The organism is Shewanella sp. MR-4 (assembly GCF_000014685.1).
GTDB lineage: Bacteria > Pseudomonadota > Gammaproteobacteria > Enterobacterales > Shewanellaceae > Shewanella.
In genome coordinates this window covers 4,213,759-4,233,799 of sequence record NC_008321.1, presented here as the reverse complement: position 1 = coordinate 4,233,799, position 20,041 = coordinate 4,213,759, and the positions used below count along the sequence as shown (strand labels likewise).

17 protein-coding genes are annotated in these 20,041 nt (G+C 49.0%); 11 read left to right on the top strand and 6 right to left on the bottom strand.

Annotation, left to right across the window (positions count from 1 at the left end):
- Positions 1-134 precede the first annotated feature (134 nt).
- The 3 genes from SHEWMR4_RS18490 to SHEWMR4_RS18480 form a co-directional block, all read right to left on the bottom strand.
- The gene (locus tag SHEWMR4_RS18490) at positions 135-1,055 is read right to left on the bottom strand and encodes a manganese-dependent inorganic pyrophosphatase (RefSeq protein WP_011624271.1); all 921 of its coding nucleotides are present in this window, start codon (positions 1,053-1,055) and stop codon (positions 135-137) included.
- A gap of 143 nt (positions 1,056-1,198) precedes the next feature.
- Positions 1,199-1,660 carry a YhcH/YjgK/YiaL family protein gene (locus SHEWMR4_RS18485; RefSeq protein ID WP_011624270.1) on the bottom strand — a complete coding sequence of 154 codons (462 nt, stop codon included), beginning with the start codon at positions 1,658-1,660 and terminating at the stop codon, positions 1,199-1,201.
- Positions 1,661-1,787: 127 nt separating this feature from the next.
- Entirely contained in the window at positions 1,788-4,181 is a 2,394-nt protein-coding gene (locus SHEWMR4_RS18480) for a TonB-dependent receptor plug domain-containing protein (protein WP_041408905.1), read from the bottom strand.
- Positions 4,182-4,488: 307 nt separating this feature from the next.
- On the opposite strand from SHEWMR4_RS18480, the gene SHEWMR4_RS18475 reads away from it, so the two are divergent.
- The 7 genes from SHEWMR4_RS18475 (at position 4,489) to SHEWMR4_RS18445 (ending at position 11,878) form a co-directional block, all read left to right on the top strand.
- The gene (locus SHEWMR4_RS18475; protein WP_011624268.1) at positions 4,489-5,544 is read left to right on the top strand and encodes a hypothetical protein; all 1,056 of its coding nucleotides are present in this window, start codon (positions 4,489-4,491) and stop codon (positions 5,542-5,544) included.
- Positions 5,545-5,688: 144 nt separating this feature from the next.
- Positions 5,689-6,264: an LON peptidase substrate-binding domain-containing protein gene (locus SHEWMR4_RS18470; protein WP_011624267.1), complete on the top strand. Its 576-nt coding sequence runs from the start codon at positions 5,689-5,691 to the stop codon at positions 6,262-6,264.
- 52 nt (positions 6,265-6,316) lie between these two features.
- Positions 6,317-7,243, top strand: coding sequence for a pseudouridine synthase (locus tag SHEWMR4_RS18465; protein WP_011624266.1), 927 nt, complete (start codon positions 6,317-6,319; stop codon positions 7,241-7,243).
- 298 nt (positions 7,244-7,541) lie between these two features.
- Positions 7,542-8,930, top strand: coding sequence for a hypothetical protein (locus SHEWMR4_RS18460; protein ID WP_011624265.1), 1,389 nt, complete (start codon positions 7,542-7,544; stop codon positions 8,928-8,930).
- A complete protein-coding gene (locus SHEWMR4_RS18455; RefSeq protein WP_011624264.1) occupies positions 8,927-10,255 on the top strand; it encodes a glycosyltransferase family 2 protein in 1,329 nt (442 codons plus the stop codon). The genes SHEWMR4_RS18460 and SHEWMR4_RS18455 overlap by 4 nt, the downstream gene beginning before the upstream one ends.
- A complete protein-coding gene (locus SHEWMR4_RS18450) occupies positions 10,255-11,310 on the top strand; it encodes an HlyD family secretion protein (RefSeq protein ID WP_011624263.1) in 1,056 nt (351 codons plus the stop codon). The genes SHEWMR4_RS18455 and SHEWMR4_RS18450 overlap by 1 nt, the downstream gene beginning before the upstream one ends.
- A gap of 205 nt (positions 11,311-11,515) precedes the next feature.
- A complete protein-coding gene (locus tag SHEWMR4_RS18445; RefSeq protein ID WP_011624262.1) occupies positions 11,516-11,878 on the top strand; it encodes a hypothetical protein in 363 nt (120 codons plus the stop codon).
- A 1-nt stretch (position 11,879) separates the two neighbouring features.
- On the opposite strand, the gene SHEWMR4_RS18440 is transcribed toward SHEWMR4_RS18445, so the two are convergent.
- Positions 11,880-13,727 carry an alkaline phosphatase D family protein gene (locus SHEWMR4_RS18440; RefSeq protein ID WP_011624261.1) on the bottom strand — a complete coding sequence of 616 codons (1,848 nt, stop codon included), beginning with the start codon at positions 13,725-13,727 and terminating at the stop codon, positions 11,880-11,882.
- 180 nt (positions 13,728-13,907) lie between these two features.
- Between SHEWMR4_RS18440 and SHEWMR4_RS18435 the strand changes: the two genes are divergently transcribed.
- From SHEWMR4_RS18435 to SHEWMR4_RS18420, 4 genes are read left to right on the top strand one after another with little or no spacing between them, the layout of a single operon-like run.
- A complete protein-coding gene (locus tag SHEWMR4_RS18435; RefSeq protein ID WP_011624260.1) occupies positions 13,908-14,828 on the top strand; it encodes a dTDP-4-dehydrorhamnose reductase family protein in 921 nt (306 codons plus the stop codon).
- A gap of 3 nt (positions 14,829-14,831) precedes the next feature.
- Positions 14,832-16,121 carry an ATP-binding protein gene (locus tag SHEWMR4_RS18430; RefSeq protein WP_011624259.1) on the top strand — a complete coding sequence of 430 codons (1,290 nt, stop codon included), beginning with the start codon at positions 14,832-14,834 and terminating at the stop codon, positions 16,119-16,121.
- Positions 16,118-16,669 carry a response regulator transcription factor gene (locus SHEWMR4_RS18425; RefSeq protein WP_011624258.1) on the top strand — a complete coding sequence of 184 codons (552 nt, stop codon included), beginning with the start codon at positions 16,118-16,120 and terminating at the stop codon, positions 16,667-16,669. Before SHEWMR4_RS18430 ends, SHEWMR4_RS18425 begins: the two co-directional genes overlap by 4 nt.
- A gap of 31 nt (positions 16,670-16,700) precedes the next feature.
- Positions 16,701-17,177 carry a hypothetical protein gene (locus tag SHEWMR4_RS18420; RefSeq protein ID WP_011624257.1) on the top strand — a complete coding sequence of 159 codons (477 nt, stop codon included), beginning with the start codon at positions 16,701-16,703 and terminating at the stop codon, positions 17,175-17,177.
- A gap of 60 nt (positions 17,178-17,237) precedes the next feature.
- On the opposite strand, the gene SHEWMR4_RS18415 is transcribed toward SHEWMR4_RS18420, so the two are convergent.
- Positions 17,238-17,948: an SDR family oxidoreductase gene (locus SHEWMR4_RS18415; protein ID WP_011624256.1), complete on the bottom strand. Its 711-nt coding sequence runs from the start codon at positions 17,946-17,948 to the stop codon at positions 17,238-17,240.
- 25 nt (positions 17,949-17,973) lie between these two features.
- Entirely contained in the window at positions 17,974-19,551 is a 1,578-nt protein-coding gene (locus tag SHEWMR4_RS18410; RefSeq protein ID WP_011624255.1) for a cryptochrome/photolyase family protein, read from the bottom strand.
- Between the last annotated feature and the right edge of the window lie 490 nt (positions 19,552-20,041).

Sequence of the window (20,041 nt, the reverse complement as noted above, 5' to 3'; positions counted from 1 at the left end):
CTTACTCGGCACAGCCAAATTTAGGATAGCTTTATGAGCAAAGTTTCATGCCGATTTTAAGGAGTGGAACATTTTTAAGGCACAAAAAAGCCGAACTGAGTTCGGCTTTTTATGCATAACAACTTAATGGTCGCTTAAGCGAAAGCGGCCTGCAGTTGTGGCACAACTTGCTTCTTACGGCTTAATACACCGTCTAACCACACTTTGCCATCGACTGGGGTTTTACCGTAGGCACGGTTAACCAGATCGGCATCGTCAGAAACCACTAACAGCTCTGAGCCTTCTTTCATAATGTCAGTCAGCAGCAACAGTACGCTGTGACGGTTGCCTTCAACTTTCAGTGCTTTGATATCGGCTTCCAGTTCGGCTTTGATTGAATCAAATACAGACAGATCAATCACTTCTAACTGGCCGATACCCACTAAGTTACCGTTCATGTTGAAGTCTTTAAAGTCGCGCATCACGAGATCGCGTGCTGGCGTGCCTTCAACTGCCGATTTTACCTTGAACATTTCCATGCCCAGCGCTTTAAAGTCTTCAACGCCAGCGATTTCGGCTAAGGCCTCAACGCAGCGAATGTCGGCTGTAGTGCAGGTAGGTGATTTGAAGATCACAGTGTCGCTCAGGATGGCGCACATCATGATGCCAGCGATATTTTTAGGGATGGCAACTTGGTGGAAGTCGTACATCATCTTAATGACTGTGTTGCTGCAACCAACAGGGCGGATCCAGCACTCTAAAGGCGTATCAGTGGTCAGATCGCCTAATTTGTGGTGATCCACAATACCTACGATAGTCGCTTGAGCGATATCGTCCGGTGCTTGAGTCAGTTCTGAGTGGTCAACAATGTAGACCTGCTCGCCAGCATAGCTGGTTTTGTATTCTGGCGCTTCAAAGCCAAAACGCTCCAGAATAAAAGCGGTTTCGGGTGATAACTCACCTAAACGTGCGGCAACGGCTTCTTCACCGATTTGGTTTTTTAAATAAGCTAACGCGATAGCACCGCAGATTGAATCAGAATCGGGGATTTTGTGACCGACAACGTACATAGGCATTTCAGGGACTCTCCTTTAAATTTGTGGCAATTTTAACAATATTTCGCCCGATTCGGAAATAGCCAAAGCGCATATCGCTGCGCCCTTAAGTCGCTATTCCACTAAAAACCGACCGCTGGCAGTGGCCATTATTCACACAGGTGTTAGATCTTCACTTTTATCACGACTTTACGCACCGCTGTCGGTGTATCACTCGTGCCGGGCATATGCATGTCGCCAGGGAAGAAGAGCGCGAACATCCCCGCCTTTAGTTGAATGTAGGAGGCGTTGGCTTTATTCGACTCGTAATCGAACTCGGCGTAATCGTGCTTTTCGAAATAAGGTTTTGAGGGTGTCTGGTCGGACAATGGTAGATAGCCAAACTCTTCTTCGCCACTGACCACATACTGCACATCGATGTATTTTTGATGTACTTCAAAGGGTTCGGTGGATTGTGGCTTAGTGTGGTAATCGTTGACTATTACGAAAATATCCTCGCCATCGAGGGGATAATTGCCAACGGGCAGTTGGCTAAAGTCAGTGCTGGCAAGATGCGCTAATGCCGTGGCAATGCGTGGACTGAGTGATTGATAAATATGGCGATTAGCTAAGGTATCGACAATCATGGGGTACTCGATATGACGTAAGTAAATGAGTGAATTGTAAAGATTATAATCAGTTCACCGCCGTTAGAACATAAGCGATAGACATAAAAAAACAGGCCATAAATGGCCTGTTTTGATGGTTTGTGGCTTAGTAAGTGTACTTAGCCTCGAGGAAGTAGTAACCCCCATTAAATCCAAACGGCGTGTTGGTTAATGGATAGACGAAAATACCATTGAAGTTATTGTCATCTGGGCGTTTTTCAGGATACACATCAAACAAGTTTTGTACGCCAGCGGTGAAGCTTAAGGCATCGGTTGCTGCGTAGCGCACGGATAAATCCATCACCCATTGGTCGCTGTAATTTACATCACCCGTTGAGTAACCCACTGTATAATCGCCAAAATAGCTGAGGCGAATATTAGTCTTAAAGTCACCTAATTCATGGGTCAGTCCTAGGTTACCCGTATTGTGCGGCGTGGCCGAGGTCATGCGGGTTTGTTCGATATTATCGAAGAGTTTAGGGCCGAGTCCGTCCAAAATTTCAGGGAAATGAATATCTTGAATTTCTGTTTTGTTATAGGCGTACGCCAAGTTAGCGCGTAAATCGCCCCAGTTGCCGAGATCAAAATCTTGGCTCACCACTAAATCGACGCCGCGAGTACGGGTATCGACTGCATTAATAAAGAAGCGCGCCGATTCTGCATTAGTATTGGCTAGCGCCGCCGCAACAGCGGGTGAGTCGTTTGGCGTCACTGAGCTTGAGAGGATAATCCTGTCATCGATTGAAATCTGATAGGCATCCAAGGTCAGGGCGAGACCCGTATCATTGGTATAGACCAAGCCTAAGCTGAAGGATTGCGATAGCTCTGGGTCGAGCTCGTTAATGCCTAGGGCTTTAGTCACTGGCGATAAGGTGTTGAAGGTGCCTGATTCTGTTGGCACTAATTGGCCCGTAGTCGGATCAGGATTGAACAGGGTCGAGATATTGCTGAAGTACAGCTGTTGTACGCTCGGCGCTCTAAAGCCTGTGTTCACTGTGCCGCGCAGCGCTAAATGGTCGGTGAAGTCGTAACGGCCCGCGAGCTTCCAACTGGTGTTACCGCCAAAGTCAGAATAGTTTTCGTAACGCAGCGCCGCCGCCCAATAAAACTCAGTGGTTAATTGGTTTTCAAGCTCGACATAAACACCTGTATTGTCGCGAGTCTCATCGACTTCTGATTCGGGCGTAAAGCCAGTAAAGCCTTGGCTACCCGCTGCACGGTTATCATAACCGCCATTGATATAAGAGTTGGGTTCACCCGCCTCAATCTGATAACCGTTTTGGCGCCAAGAGACACCCGTTGCCACTAAGATCTCTGAATCATTGGCAAAGTTATAGTAGCGTGAGGCATCGATGTTCAGGTTTGCTTCGCTGGTGGACAGGGTGCCCGCATCGAATTCTGTCGGGCTATCTGGGCCGAGTGATGCGTTTAGGGTGTTCACAATATTGTATTCGAACGAGTTACCGCCATAGCCCGCTGAGGTATCGATATTCCATTCACCGAGGGTGAACTCATAGCCTAGGACTAATGATGAATCGATGATCTTAGGATTGATCTGCGGTAAAAAGCCGTCGGGATACAGCTCGGTCAAGTTACGAGCATCGAGCGCGCGGCGATAAAATGCGCCGGATTTGGTTTCACGCTGGCTAATGCCACCGAAGGCATAGAGTTTACTGTCGCTTGAGAAAGGCTGCGCCGCGTTGATAAATAAGCCTAAGTTATCGTATTCGGCGTCGCCCACTTGGTGGCTCTTGCGGTTGAAAGTCGCTTCACGCGGATCATCCGAACCGTCTGGCAGCTTAGGATATTGTTGGCGTGGATCTAAGCCTGCGCGGTTGGTGCTGTCTTTATGGTGAGCTTCAACGCCAATATTCACAAAACCGTCGTTGTTTAGGCTGATCCCGTGGTTCACACCTACGCGCCATTGTTCACCGTCACCCAGATAGGTTTGGCCCGCTTGAGCCGACACGCTACCGCCTTGGTCGTTGTCTTTTAAGACTACGTTAATAACACCAGCAATTGCATCTGAGCCGTATTGTGCCGAAGCGCCATCACGCAGGATTTCGATGCGCTTAATTGACGTCATCGGAATTGCGTTCAAATCGACGTTAGATGAGCCCTTGCCGACAGTGCCACTTAAATGCACCAGCGCCGAACCATGGCGGCGTTTACCGTTTACCAGTACTAGCGTGTGATCAGGTGACAGGCCGCGTAAGCTGGCTGGGCGCACTGCGTCTGAGCCATCGGTGACCGATGAGAAGGGGAAACTGTAACTTGGCGCGGCAAATTGCAGCGCCTTAGCGGTTTCGGTCATACCGGTGGATTCGAGTTGCTCCGCGGTAATGATATCGACGGGGGCAACGCTGTCGGTTGCGGTGCGCAGGGCGATCCGCGAGCCGACGACTTCAATTTTCTCAAAGCTGCTGGCCTGTTCTTCTGCGTGTACGACAGGAAAAACCAAAGTTGAAGATACTGCTAATGCGATAACGGCTGGACGCATAAAACCTCTCAATGTGGAGTAACCTTTAGGCTGGAACGAAAACATTGAACCAACGAAAGTAACAATTCGATAGGGTGAAGGTTATCACTGTAACAATTGTTACATCTAGACAGAAAAGAACTAACTCAGAGCTTACTGTTCTAGATAATCCCTTAAAGCCAGTCGAATATATCGCCACTTTGAATGTGATGGGCTAAGTGAATAAAATCATCCAGATCCAGTAGGTGTGCTGAAGGTTTATCGCGCTTAGTGGCTGTGTTTTAATGGCGCTAAACCTCAGGTTTGAGGCACTTTAAGGAGTTAAGTTTTGCCCGCATTACGCTTTCTTGCAGGTCCTACGGCCTTTAACATTATCAGGGAACAAGGTCTGCATCCTGATGCTTTTACACAACTATTGGCCGCATCCGGTGGCCCCAAATGGTTAGGGATTGCGGGTCTTGATAAGTATCTCTTCACGGAATTTTTTAAGCAGCGTAATACACCGCTTTATACCTTAGGGGCTTCGTCGGGAGCCTGGCGTTTAGCCTGTTTGGCGCAGCAGGATCCACTACAAGCCTACGGACGTTTAGAGGATTACTATATTGGCCAGCAGTATGAAACCATACCGACACCGCAGGAAGTGAGCGAGCAGGTGAAGGGCATAGTCCAAGGCATTCTCGGCGAGTCTGGCGGGCGCGAGATAGTGAATCATCCCTTTATTCACAGTCACTTAATTGCATGCCGGGCTAAACACATCAATCGCCTTAGCCATAAATTGCCCTTGGCAGCAGGGCTGGCGATGACGGCCGCGACCAACCTCATTAGCCGCAAAACCTTGGGTTGGCATTTCGAGCGGGTGGTCTTTAGCCAGCAACTGGCATCATCTCCCTTTAAGCAACTTGCAGATTTACCTAGCCAGCAGGCGCGGCTCACCGAAACCAATATGAACGCAGTGATGTTAGCAACGGGGTCGATTCCACTCGTGCTCGCTCCGGTATCTCAGATTGAGGGCGTTGCCACAGGGCAATATTATGATGGTGGCATCACCGACTACCACTTCGATTTGCCTCTATCCCATGCCACGGGCTTAACCTTGTACCCGCATTTTTATCCCCATATGAGCCCCGGATGGTTCGATAAATCGTTAACCTGGCGCCGAGCGCGCACCAATTACCATAACGCCTTGGTGCTGGCGCCTTCGGCGGAATTTGTGGCTTCGCTTCCCTTTGGTAAAGTGCCCGATCGTGAAGACTTTAAGCAACTAGATACGGCGCAGCGTATGCAGTATTGGCGCCGTTCTGTTGCCTTGAGCGAGCGTCTTGCCGATGAATTTGCCGAGGTGTGTGCAAAAGGAAATATCGCTGCACACCTAGTGCCGCTGTAAGGCGAGAGCGGCAAGTCAGCCTAAATTCTTTTTTGCTGTCAGCGACTTTATGAAGGAAATTATTTCTCCTGCTACACTCTAAATTAATAAGGGGATTCGGCTAGTTTTTGAGCGTTTCCTTCTATGAGTGGGCAGGAGGTTGCTATGCAAACACGAGAAATGGCGTTAATTATGCGCGATGCCTTGTTGCTGCCACAGGGAAGGATTGAGGTCCGCGTGGTCGAGCCGGGTCAATTGCGTATGGTCGCGGATGTCTTAAAAGGCAAATACGATTTGGCCTTTGCGGCGATGAAGCCTAATGGCACTCCGCCCTGTTATCCCACAGCGACTCAGTGTGACATCATAGATTTTAATCAACTGGAAGATGACTCACTCAGCATAGTGTTAGAGGGGCGTCAGAGAGTCAGTATTCTCTCGGCGGCGCAGACGAAAGATAAGTTGTGGATGTCCCGCACTTTGCCCTGCCAAAATTGGCAGGAAGAGCCGATTGAAGGGGAGTTCGAGCTGATCAGTGCAGCCCTAGAGCAATTCTATGAGGTGAACCCAGACTTGCTTGAGCTGTATTCTCAAGTGCATTTAGAGGATGCGGCTTGGGTGAGCCAACGTTGGTTAGAAGTGCTGCCCATGTATAACCGCGATAAGCTAGTGCTGGTGAATCAACCCGACTGCCATAAAACCATGGATTTTGTCCTGCAACTCATCAAGTCCCATGTGGACTGAAAAACCACACAGAGGCTAAAATAGCGGCTCATTATCGCCGCTAGTTGTTTCTATGACTCAAACCGCCCGTGCCGCCCAACCATCCTTTGTGGTTCTTCCCTTAGAAGTGGTTGATAAACCAACCGTATTTTCTTTTTTGATCGAGCATTATGCCCATATTGGCGAAGCGGTTTGGCGCCAGCGGATCCTCGATGGCAAAGTGCATTGGCAAGACGGTAGTTTGATTGGATTAGATACAGCCTATCGCCCAACGGCGAGGGCTTACTACTACCGTGAAGTTCCCGTCGAAGCACAAGTCCCGTTCGCGTCGCCGATTTTGTTTCAAGATGGCAACCTTATCTTGGCCTACAAACCGCATTTTTTACCCGTCACCCCTAGCGGCGATTATGTGAATGAGTGCCTAGTGCACCGTTTACGCTTAAGCACTGGGATCGACACTATCGCCCCTGCCCATAGGTTAGACCGGGAAACCGCAGGCGTTATTCTGATGACGACTCGCCCCGAGACGCGACATATTTATCACCAGCTTTTTGTCGATGATGCGATTCGTAAAGATTATCAAGCGATTGCCAAACTCACTCCAGAGATTATGGCGCAATATGCCTGTGGCGAATTAACCTTGCCATTGCATTGGACGGTGAAAAATCGTATGCAACGCAGCGAGCCGAGTTTCACCATGAAGATAGTCGAAGGCGAGGCAAATACGCACTCCGAGATTAGCTTAGTCGCGGTTAAAGGGGAATTTGGTTTATTCGAGTTAAGCCCTATTACGGGCAAGACGCACCAGCTGCGCGTCCATATGTTAAGCCTTGGTATGCCATTATTAAATGACCGTTTTTATCCGACGTTATACCCTAAAGGGCTGGATGATTTTACCAAGCCGCTGCAGCTCTTAGCGCAGCGATTACGTTTTGTTGATCCTATTACTGGCAACAAACATGATGTTCAATGCGAACATTTGTATTTGAAAAATGATTAATGCTGCACATCTGTGACTAAACGGCTTCCCGCATTTTTCATCGCAAGAGTTTGAGTTGTTTTATTGAACTTATATGTTTATATTCGTTGCCTTTTATAAATGATTTGCGCCACTATGAGTATGTTGAACGCTCAATTTGCGATAGTGTTCGGCATATTTCGTTGCTGTTTAAAATGTTCCTACCTCATCTATACTCAGTGTTAGAAATATATATTAAGGCAGGATCTACCTCTTATTAGTTATACACGGATGTTTATATCTACGAGACAGATTGTTTATATCTGTACAAGGTTGTTATATGACATCTATACATTCTACGAGTGTTGCAAGTAACTGTTACTTTAGTGATTTTGTTTGGGTAGGCTCATACCGTGAACTCTCATGGCATCCAGAATTTGAAGAATTTAATTCTGTCGAAGAATTGTTAGAACAGGGACGTTCTGTCGAGCTAATTGTATTATCATTACAAGCTGAAGAACAAGATAGGTGCTTGCGTGTACTTAGGAAAAATGACTCCACCTTTTTAAGCCATATATTGGTCTGCCATGAGAGTGCGTTATCGCCCTATTTAGCCAATGGGTTGTGGGATGCAGGATATGATGAAAACTTCCAAATATATCAACTTAAGAAACAACAAATTAAGTTAGATTATCATGATGATCTTCGTTATAAATTATTAACGTATTTATGGTGTCATCAGGATGCCATATTAGAACCGCACTCCGTACCCGAAAAAAGCTACCTCTACGATTATCCATTATTAAGATGTTTTGGTATTAATCCAGAAGAAAGTTTTACCTGGTTGGGCGACTTGCAGAAATCTCAGTTGATTGAAAAGGCTGAATTATCTAATCGATTACGTTTTTGCCCCGGGTGTCATTCTGGACACCTTAATTACATCGATGTTTGCCCTCAATGTCATAGCATAGATACCGAGCAACAGAGCAGTTTGCACTGTTTTAACTGTGGGCATGTTGGCGCTCAGGCATCATTTCGCAAGTTGAACACCCTGAGCTGCCCAAACTGCTTGCAGAATTTGCGGCATATTGGGGTGGATTACGACCGTCCTATAGAAAATCAGCATTGTAATAGCTGCCAAACCTTATTCGTTGATGCCGTTGTCGAGGCGAAATGTCTGCATTGTCAGCTCAGCAGTAAGCTGGACGATCTGCATGTGAGGAATGTGTACAGCTTTAAACTGGCGATCCCTGGGCGAACTCTAGTACGCCAAGGGCGTTCGCAATCTTGGTTTGCTTTGGAGCCGGGCGAGCAAATGACCAGTGCCCAGTTTTATTGGCTGCTGGATTGGCAGAATAAATTAGCGAAACGTCACCATCAAACCCATTCCATTTTGTCGATTCAAATGTTGAACGTGGATGAGTTTCTGGCAATCGAAGGTGAGGCCAAGGGCTTTGCGCAGCTCGATGCCTTGCAGGAGCGTCTGCGTAGCGTGATCAGGGTGACAGATGCTTGCAGCAACTACACCCGTGACGGTTTGCTGATGTTGTTGCCGATGACGGAGATGAGCCAGTTAAAGAGCATTTACAACAAGTTGTTCGATCTCAAAGAGCTGCAATCGGCATCCAAAATCGAACTGAGTGTTAAAGCCCTAACCTTGCCTGCGGACATAGGTGAAAATGTGGGTGAATGGTTAACAGATCAATTAGTCAAAGCTAAGTCAATATGAGTGAATTCAACACTATCGGCTACATGGTGCTCGATATCTGGCACCAATTGGCTGAACACTTAAGCTTTTTCGCTTGGCTGGTGCCGCTCATTCTGTTGTATGAGGCGCCGCTGATGTTGTTGGTGCTCACTGGTATTATGCGGTTTTACTATACCAACTTCGTACAAGTGCCTCGGCAGTCGCTATATAAACCTAAAGTGTCCTGCGTGATTACCTGTTATGCCGAGGGTGAAGCCGTCAAATCGACAATCGACTCCTTCATCGAACAGGTTTACGACGGTGAGATTGAGATTATTGCCGTTGTCGATGGCGCCGTGCAAAACGCCTTGACCTATCAAGTGGCGATGGCGGCGGCCAAGGCCTGCCAAGTGCCAAATCGCAAGGTGGTCGTATTGCCTAAGTGGCAGCGCGGTGGCCGAGTGTCGACCTTAAATGCGGGTCTATCGGTCGCCACGGGGGAGATTGTTATCAATGCCGATGCGGATACTTCCTTCGATAACGATATGGTGTCGCAGATTGTGCCCTATTTTGAAGATCCCAATGTGCCCGCCGTCGGTGGCGCATTAAGGGTACGCAATGTGAACGAATCGATACTGACTCGCATGCAGTCGATTGAGTATCTGATCTCAATGCAGGGTGGCAAGACCGGGCTTGGGCAATGGAATCTGTTGAATAATATCTCCGGGGCTTTTGGTGCCTTTAGACGGACTTTTTTAATTCAAATTGGTGGCTGGGATACTCATACCGCCGAAGATTTAGATTTAACCGTGAGGATCAAACAGTACTTCAAGCGTTATCCCGATTGGCATATTCCGTTCGCGACTTTGGCTATAGGCCACACAGATGCACCGGCCGATCTCAAAACCTTAGTATTACAACGCCTGCGTTGGGATGGGGATTTGCTTTTCCTGTATTTTCGTAAACACTGGCCGGCCTTTACGCCTAAGCTACTCGGTACCGGAACCTTTATCTTTACCTTGCTCTATGGCTTCTTGCAGAACGTGTTGATGCCCTTTGTCATCGTATTTTATTCCATCGGGATAGTGCTGAGTTATCCGTGGCAGTTTATTACCTCCATTTCGCTCACGATTTATGGCTTCTATTTTGTCATCTTAGTGTTCTTCTACTTGATGGTATTACTAGCGATTTCGGAGCGGCTGTCCCAGGACTTACGTCTAGCCATTTGGTTACCTTTATATCCGTTTTATGCGCTGTTTATGCGTATGGTGTGTCTCTTTGCACTCATGAACGAAGTTTTTCGCCGCTCCCATGAAGAAAGCTCAATGGCGCCATGGTGGGTATTGAAACGTGGGAGAAAGTTTTAATGAAAGTAAATTATCAACCGAGCGATAAAGCGCAGCGTCCAACGGATGACAGCGGCATAGGGGTAAAATATGCCGCAGCTAAACGGGGCGGCTTTAAGGGGCGCTGGTACTTGTTATTAGCCTTGGTGATTACGCCCGTCGCTGTGGTCGGCTGGATATTGCTGCGTCCCCATTTGTTTATTTTGGCCAGTGGCATAGTGACGACCGAGCCCTTAGAAGTACGCGCCCCCAGTGCGGGGGATGTTGCCGCTGTCAAGGTGAAGCGGGGCGATGTGCTTGCCAGTGGAACACATATTCTGACCTTAGTCGATGCGCAGTTAGGGGCACAAATCCATGAGTTAGAGAAGCAATTGTCTCAGCTTGAACTCAACAATCTCAGCCTTAATGCCGAAATCCTCACGCAATTACAGCAGCGTATCGATGTGGCGGCTGAAGGGGTCACGCGGCAGAATGGGCTGCTCGACAGTTTTGAGCGTTACCAGCGAAAAGGGGTTGTCCCCACTGCGGATATGGCGGCAGTGTTGCAGGCGCACACGGCTTCAAAGATGGCACTCGAACAGGCCAAAGTCGATTTAATGCAGGCGCGTCAAGCGCAGAAGACCGAGTTGCTTGCGGGGCCTATTGCTCAATCAAAATACAATGTCGAGCTGCAGCTCGCCCGATTAAAAGCACAGGAATCGCAATTAGATATTAAGGCGCTTACCCCGACTCGGGTCGTTGATGTATTAGTGCAAGCGGGTGAGCATATCGTCGAAGACAGGCCCTTAGTCTTACTCTCGGGTCGTGAGGCGGCGGTGATCTTTGCCTACCTTGAACCTAAGTACTTGGAATATACCGCCATAGGCCAAGAGGCGACCATTAAATTACCCAATGGCACTCGGCTAAGGGGTGAGATTTCGGAACCAACCGAGTTAGTGGGGCGCTTGCCTAAGCAATTGTCGGGTCCATTCGATGGAGAAAAGCCCGTATTGAAAATAACCTTGAAGCCGGAAACTGCTTTGCCCACGTCGATTGAAGGCGTGCCGGTTGAAGTCAGTTTTGATTATCTTTGGTAGCCCGCAATCCGAGGCTAATGTCTTGAGGCAATGCCGCCCTCAATAGCGTGAGAGCGGCGTTGGCTGTTAACGGGTGTACAAATTTTAATACTCATAGAAGGGCATCACCTTTGGCCCTAAACTGGTGTACGGTGAGCTTCTGTGGTTATCATACTGTCCTACTTAAGTTTAGTGCTTCGTTTTATCGGCCAATAGGGAGGGTAAGATGACCAAATCTGCAATCGTTTCCATTTTACTCTGTACCGCGGTGTTGCTGGGCGCCATGTATTTTGGCGGCTGGACTAAGTATCCCTATGTACATGAGTTGACGACGGAAATCCGTAAGGCCAGCGCGGTGATCGAGCCGAAGAAACCGAGTGCCGAGGTCACGCAGGACGCGGGCAATCAAACCGATGTATCGTTACAACAGGGCGTTTGGGACCAAATGTTAGATGATACTTCGCCGCAAAAACGCCCCGATTCCCAGCTATTTAAACAGAACTGGCCGAACCAAGAAGCGGCCGCTAAGCCTGCTGAAGCGAGTGATAGCACAACCCCTTCTGATGCGGTAAAACGCAACCCATATTAAACTATTCCTGCCTCGGTGGTTCGAACCGAGTCTCGGTCATATCCCCATGTAAAACAGCGATTTTTGTTGGTTCACCATCCTCCGCTAACGCTAAAATCCCTATTCCACTACGGTTGACTAAACGCTTGCTTCGCTCGCCATTTGGGCGTCTACCGCGCAGCGACATTCGCTTGCGTTTAGTGAACAAGTTGAGCGGCGAGAAGTGGCCATAAAGCCAACCATTGAGCTTGTCGAAAAGCGGCAGTAGCTTCTCGGGGAACTGGTTTTTAATTCCGCTACAGGTAATTTGATAAATATTCGGGCTGCTACGGCGAAAGCGAATGCTGATGTCATAGGCGAAGGAGTAGTGCACATCCCCCGAGAGGATCACAAATTGCTCTGGGGTCTTGCGGTGCATAAAGATGCTCAGCAAGGCATTGGCCGCGCCCGGATGTGCCATCCAGTTTTCGGCATCGACCAGCAGTGAGCCGCCCATGAGTGTCGCCATGCGTTGCACGGCTTCAATCACCTTGACCCCAAACATGGGCGCAGGGGAGACGATAATCACCTTAGATTGGCCGAGCAGCGCTTGTTGTAAATCCATCAAGGCTTCCCAATCCATTAACCCCGAGGGTTTAGCGAGATTGGATTCACTGCGCCAGCGGCGGGTGCGGGTATCTAACACGACCAGCTTAGGTGAGGTGTCTAAGGTGTAATGCCATTGCTCGAATTTGAGTAACTCATCAATCAAGGCGTCCTGAGCTTCTGGCGCTGGGCGGGCGAAAAAACCATCTAATAACGGCCGTACCTCGGCATCAAACTGGCTCGGTGTATTGCCTAACCCTTGGAATAAGGTATAGGCAATCAAAGCATTACCAATAATACGCTTCGAAAAGGCATGGCCGTAGGCCGCCTGCTCCCACTTGGCGGTGAGGTTCCAATCGTCGGTGATGTCATGGTCATCGAACATCATATACACGGGAATATGCGCCATCAGGCGCCTAACCTGTTTAAGCCCCGCCTTAAAGGCCAATAGATTTTGCCATTCGCGCTGCCAACGTAGCTGATTCGCCGCCGAGAGTCCCTCAACCTCCTTGGGTAAGTCGATAAGCTCCCATAATTCGGGTGACCAAGTGAGCAGATACAGGGCAATCATCTCATTGAGACTGACTAAATGGTTTTCGGCAATCGATGAGGTAAAAATCGGATGATTGATATACCAGCGCCAGAGTGCGGTTTTGGCGGGATATTCGGTGCGTGGCAGCAGATTTTTATGGCGTAAATATAAATGCTCGGGTCGGTAACTTATGGCCTCGCTTCCCGCAATATTAGCGCCGTGGAAGGCTTCATGGTGCAAACCTAGCTTTTCAATCACTTGACCTATGGCGCATAGCATAGGGCCCGCCACATCATCCACATAGACCTGATCGCCGCTGAGCATCAATAACGCTGGGCGCTCATTCGCACCTTTATCGATAAGCTGTGCGAGTTTAGTATCGGCGGCGACTAAAGCATCCTCACTGTGGTGATGGGGATTGCGGCATGAGCCGTGCCATACCTGTGTCAGTGTTTGGCTAAAGTAAAGATGGGGCGAGTTAGCATCGCCATAACCCAACGTTTCGACATGATTAAATAGGTCATCAATGCCCTTGGCCGACACGCGATATTGGGTAATCGTTTGGGGCGTAAGCAGTTCGGGGCGCGACAGGCGAAGTAAATACTGAAAGGCATGCTGACCGAGCTGCACACTGTGCACTTCTTCCTCTGTTAACGGGTAACTTTGCTCCCCTAAGGTAAGCTGTAATTCGCTTAACGGCTCGCGGCTCACAAACCAGAGGGTAAAGTGTGAGGCGTCGCAGTGGCGCAGCATGGGGCCTGCAAGAATGAGGGGAAGTGCTTGAGTCAAATTCAGCCTTTTGGTCGTTAATCGGGTTAAGTGGTACAAACTCGATGAGGTTGAGCACAGGCAAATAAGAGTAAACAAGTGCGTTGAATATGAAAAGCTTTTAGAATTATGAGCCAAATGAATGGCTAAGGATCGCGGGGCAATATGGCAAATATCATGGTAACGGGCGCAACCGGATTACTCGGCAGGGCGGTCGTCAAACAGTTAACCGCCGCGGGTCATAGGGTGATTGCCACAGGTTTTAGCCGTGCCGAGGCGGGGATTCATCGGCTCGATTTAACCCAAGCCGCCGAGGTTGAAGCTTTTATTGCCCGTGAACAGCCCGAGGTGATAGTGCACTGCGCCGCCGAGCGTCGCCCCGATGTGTCTGAGCGCTCGCCTGAACATGCCTTAGCGCTGAATTTGAGCGCCAGCCAAACCTTAGCCGAGGCCGCCAAAAACCACCAAGCTTGGCTGCTCTATATTTCTACCGACTATGTGTTCGATGGCACAACGCCGCCCTATGCCGAAGATGCTGAGCCCAATCCGGTCAACTTTTATGGCGCGTCTAAATTGCAAGGCGAAACCTGTGTGCTGAACACCGACAGAGGTTTTGCGGTATTACGCTTACCTATCCTCTACGGCGAAGTGACTCAACTGAGCGAGTCTGCGGTATTGGTGTTAATCAACCAATTGCTGGATAGCAGACCGCAGCGGGTCGACCATTGGGCCATTCGTGCGCCAACATCGACGGCGGATATTGCCAATGCCATTGCTAAGCTCATCCAGCGGCAGAGTGACGGTGCTGATGTATCGGGGATTTACCATTTTAGTGCCATGCAAACCATGACTAAGTATCAGATGCTGCTCGGCTTAGGTGAACTGTTAGGGGTTGATAGCGCGCATTTACTTCCTGAGCAAACACCCATGGATAGCGCCAAAAGGCCGCAAGATTGCACCTTAAGTTGTGGGCGTTTAGCCGCCTTGGGGATCTACTCTGAGTTAGCGTTTAAGACAGGGTTAACTCAGGCACTTAGCCAATCTAGCGCGGCACTGGCGGCAGTTGGCCTTAAGTTTAAGGATTAAAAAATGGTTAAGATCCTAGGCACAAATTTGCAAGCCGCCGACCAAGTGGCGCTGCTGCGAACCTTAGGCTTATTGCTGCAAATCGGTTTGACGTTGTTTGCCGCCGACACCTTTGGCCTGAGTTTACAAATGGAGCCGCTAGTGCATGTGTTTGTGCTGGAGGTGCTGTATTTGTCGCTCACCTTGGCATTGCGTAAGCCCTTGTTTGCGAAAGAGCGTGGTCTGTTTATCGCCCTGAGTCTCGATACCTTGTTTTGGATCTCTTGGCTGTATTTTTCGGGCGGGGCGACCAATGCGTTTATCTCCTTACTGCTATTACCCATAGCGCTCGCGGCCGTGACTCTGCCGATTTGGGCGCCTTGGAGCCTGACGGCGATCTCTACGCTTGCCTATAGCCTGATGATTTTTACCGTGCCAGAGTCGCAAATGCATCACCACGGTATGGATATGAGCTCCCACTACCTCGGCATGTGGTTTAACTTTGTGATTTCGGCGCTGGTATTGACCACGAGTGTGGCGTTAATTGCCAAGCGCATGCGCCGTCAAGATGCGCAGCTTGCCTATATGCGCGAAGGGCAATTACGGCAGGAGCAGTTATTGGCACTTGGTACCGTTTCTGCACAAATGGCCCATCAATTGGCGACGCCGCTATCGACACTGCGGTTATTGCTCGACGAATTAAGGGAAGAGCAACCCGAACCTTCGATTACAGTTGTTGAAATGGAGACTGCATTAGGTCGCTGCGAACATACCTTAACCGAGCTGCGGCTGGCGACTGAGTCGATTCGCGACCGTCGTCAGCGGCCACAAAAGGTCACCGAGCTGGTGGCCGGATTAAAGCAGAAAACCCAGTTATTGATGCCGCAAACCGAGCTCAATTGGTTGATCACCTGCGCACCTAAGCAGTTGGAAGAACAACAGATCTTAACCGATATGAGTTTAACCCCCGCGATTATGGCCTTGATTGAAAATGCTGCCCGCGCGAGTGCCGAAACCTTAGGTGTCGCTCAAGTGGATATCAGCCTAGATAGCGCGCCAAGTGAAGGGCAGATCTATTTGCAGATCCGTGATTATGGCGCGGGTATCGCTCCCTCATTATTGCCACAATTGGGTACCTTATTAATCGAGAGCCCCAAAGGCTTAGGCGTGGCCTTGCTGCTGAGCCATGCCAGCCTAGAACGTTTAGGGGCGGAGTTGATCCTCGCCAATCATCCTCAAGGGGGCACAGTGGCGCAAATTCGTTTTACCCTCTTGCAGCCTAATGCATCGGTCACGACTGCGGAGGCGCTATGAAACGGCTATTGATTATTGAAGACGATCAGGCACTTGCAGGCGTGCTCGCTCGGCGGTTGACTCGTCATGGTTTCGAATGCCGCTTAAGTCACGATGCCAGTAATGCGCTGCTGGTGGCGCGGGAATTTTGCCCAAGCCATATCCTGTTGGATATGAAACTGGCCGAGGCCAATGGCCTGAGCTTGATTGTGCCGCTACGTAATCTGTTGCCTAAAGTCATCATGGTGTTGCTAACGGGGTACGCCAGTATTGCTACCGCAGTAGAGGCGATTCGCCTCGGCGCCGACAACTATCTTGCCAAACCCGTCGATACCCAAACCTTGTTGGCGGCCTTCGAGGTGAATAGTCAGGCGAGCGCACTGCCAGAAGATGAAATCGACGACTCGCCGCTCAGCCCTAAACGGCTGGAATGGGAGCATATTCAGCAAGTACTCAATGCTAATCAGGGCAATGTGTCGGCTACCGCCCGCCAACTGGGGATGCACCGCCGTACCTTGCAGCGTAAGTTATTAAAGAAACCTGTGAGTGAAACCGGGCCGCTCAAGTAAACGAGAATTTGCTCAAGGAAGGAGTCGTAGTATGCGTGAGTATGATGGGATTGAGGTGCGTTATCGCAGGCCTGATGCCGATTTAGCCAACAGTTTGCAAGTGCTTGAAAACCTGTTGGGCTTTGCTCCAGAACCTCAGCTGTTAGACTTTGATTTATCCTTTTGGGCTGGCGGTGCTGGGGTGCTTGATAAGCTGGCTATCTCCTGCAATGTCACGCCCGAGCAGTGGCGAACACTCAAGCAAAAGCTGGACTTATATTCCCCCGAAGAGATGGTTGCTAGGGAAGATTGCCGCGAAGACTTTATCTGGTTAGTCGCCGATGATGAGGAGTGCAGTGATATTTTGGCGGCTTCGGCGCAATTTATTAATGACAATAAAGCGCCGTTTCAAGAAGCATGCGATACATCGCAGTCGATCCACTTTGGCTATATGAGCGATGTGAATACTTGGACGGCAGTATGGGGGCAAGGCAGCCGCATCAATTATGCCTATTTTTGTGAAGGTTAAGAGTTGTCAGGGTTAAGAGCAGCCAAGGTTAATCCGTATCTGTGCTAAACGCTTGTATCGCTACCAAGGCAGCTCAGCACCATCGTAGGCCAAAAAGCTGCCCGTTTGTGCTGGTGTGGCATTGGCGATAATACTGACTAAACATTGGGCGACATACTCTGGTGTAAACAGCTTTTGTTTAGGCACGTTCTGCTGAAAAGGTTTGGATAATGGCGTATCCGTAGTGCCGGGATGCAGTGCTAGCACCACGCAGTGTTTCATGCTTCTCTGCCATTCAATCGACAGCGTTTTAAGGAACATATTCAGCGCCGCTTTCGAGGCGCGATAGCTGTACCAACCACCTAATCTGTTATCGCTAATGCTGCCGACTTTGGCCGATACCACGGCAAACCTTGCCGACGCACTGCGTTTTAACGTGGGTTCAAAGTGCTTTGCCAGCATCATACTCGGCAGCGTATTGAGCTGGATATTGTGCAGGAAAAAATCCCCATCGAGTGCCTGCAGGCTTTTTTCTGGCCCCTTATCCTCTGTGTGCAGCATGCCAATACAGTTGATTAGCCAATCTAATTGGGAGATGTTTTGACTCAGTTGCTTAATCTCCTCCTCAAGGGTGATATCCAGTTGATGCCAAATCACGCCATCGTCTCGCCCTGTATCGGGCCTATGATGTTTATAGGTCGTATGGATAGTGGCCTCGGGATAGATTTCGCGCAGCTTATTCACCATAGCGTGGCCTATGCCACCGCTACCGCCTAACACTAAAATATTCATAGCGTGTCTCCCATGCGAAGAGCTTCTATAGGCGTTCAAGTTGCGCGAGATGTTGTTCGGCCGTTGCCAGAATGGCCTGCCTTGCCGCCTCATCGGTTTTATCCCAAGTGCGATACAGCATGGCGATGCGTGGATTGTGGGAGAGCTGTGCGCGGTGTTTATCCATAAAGCGCCAATATAGGCTGTTTAACGGGCAGGCGAGTGCGCCGCTACGTTCTTTTATCTTGTAATGACAACTGCCACAGTAATCACTCATTTTATTGATATAACTGCCGCTCGCAGCATAGGGTTTAGTGCCGACGATACCGCCATCGGCGAATAGCGCCATGCCGCGAGTGTTGGGCATTTCGACCCATTCAATCGCATCCACATACACGCCTAAGTACCACTTATCCACCTCATCGGGGGCGATTTCGGTCAATAGACAAAAATTGCCAATCACCATTAAGCGTTGAATATGATGGGCATAGGCATAATCGAGTGACTGAGATAAGGCATGGTGTAGGCAATTCATTCGAGTTTTGCCATGCCAAAAGTAGTCGGGTAGCTTGCGCGTGGCCTCGAGGGCATTAATGCTGGCGTACTGTGGCATATTGGCCCAATAGATACCGCGTACATATTCACGCCAGCCGAGAATTTGCCGAACAAAGCCTTCGACCTGAGCTATCTCAATAAAAGGATTGGCATGATAGTGCTCAATCACCGCATTGATCACTTCTAATGGGCTGATTAATTTGGCGTTTAGGCTAAAGGATAACCTACTGTGATACAGGCTCCACTGTGCTGGATGTTGCTGAGTCATCGCATCTTGAAACCGGCCAAAGGCGGGCAGGCAGTATTCACAAAAATACTGAAGTAATTCGAGGCTTTGCGCGCGGTTTATCGGCCAGAGTAAACGCGTATCCGCCTTGCCCATAGTATTAATCCCATGGCGTTGAAGACGCTCGAGAATGTCTTGCACATTGTGGCCAAACATCAAGGGTGTTGGGAGCGATTTGATATCTTGGGATTTAAGCTTTTGCCTGTTGTTGGCATCAAAATTCCACTGTCCGCCTACGGGCTTGCCATCTGTCATTAAGATATTGAATCTTTTGCGCATTCTCCGATAAAAATGCTCCATCAGCCTGTGTTGCCCTTGGGGGAATTCCCTATCAATTTCGTCAAAGGGGAATAAAAAGTGCTCGGTATCGACGCAATTCACAACGGCATTGGCCAACTTCAACTGGCTTAATTGCGCGAGGAGTCTATATTCGTCAGGCCGTTGATATTCAAACTTAATCGCCCCCGTTTCGGCGACAAAATACTCTATTAATGCGTTGAGGTCGGCAAAATCTTGGGTATCGTCGAGGGTGAGGTAACGCACTTGATGCCCAGCAGCGCCAAGCTCGCTGGCAAACTGCGCCATGGCACTAAAGAACGCGCAAATCTTTTGCACATGATGCGTCACATAGGTGTTTTCTTGATGCAATTCTGCAATCACATACAGAACTTGATCATCAACGCGGTTAAACCAAGAATGCTGGGTATTGAGTTGATCGCCTAAAATTAGCCTAACCGTATGGAAGTGTTGTAATTGCTGCTGTGATTGCTGCCGTAATTGCATTAGGTGGACTCTGGTGGATGGTATTTGCAATTGAGGATTACGATGATATGAGTGGTTGGGATCAATCTGAAGATTGCTTTATGAGGGTAGTTTTATCGCTGTGATTTGGGATTGGTTAACTGATTTGAATATCGAATCGGATGAAGTGATGTAAAAGCAAAGTCAAAGTCGTGGGGCTTCACCCCACACCCGACCAAGGAGGACTGCTCGTCCTATCCTCCTTGGATTCTCCAAGACGCCCCTTGCGAAGTTACATGCATTAGTTAGTGGCTTCGTGCTTATTCGAAAATCGCTAACGCTTCCGATGGTACATCCCCTATTTATTAAATAAAGAATCCGAAAGCTAACTCGGCATCCATGCCTCGCTCACGCGATTTTCTTCAACGCCCTTCAGCAACTTCGCAGGGTAGGTGAACTTCTGAAGCTCAGATATTAGCTGTAAATCTCAAAGGTCTCTTCCATTCCTATCATTTTTTATTATTGGTAAATA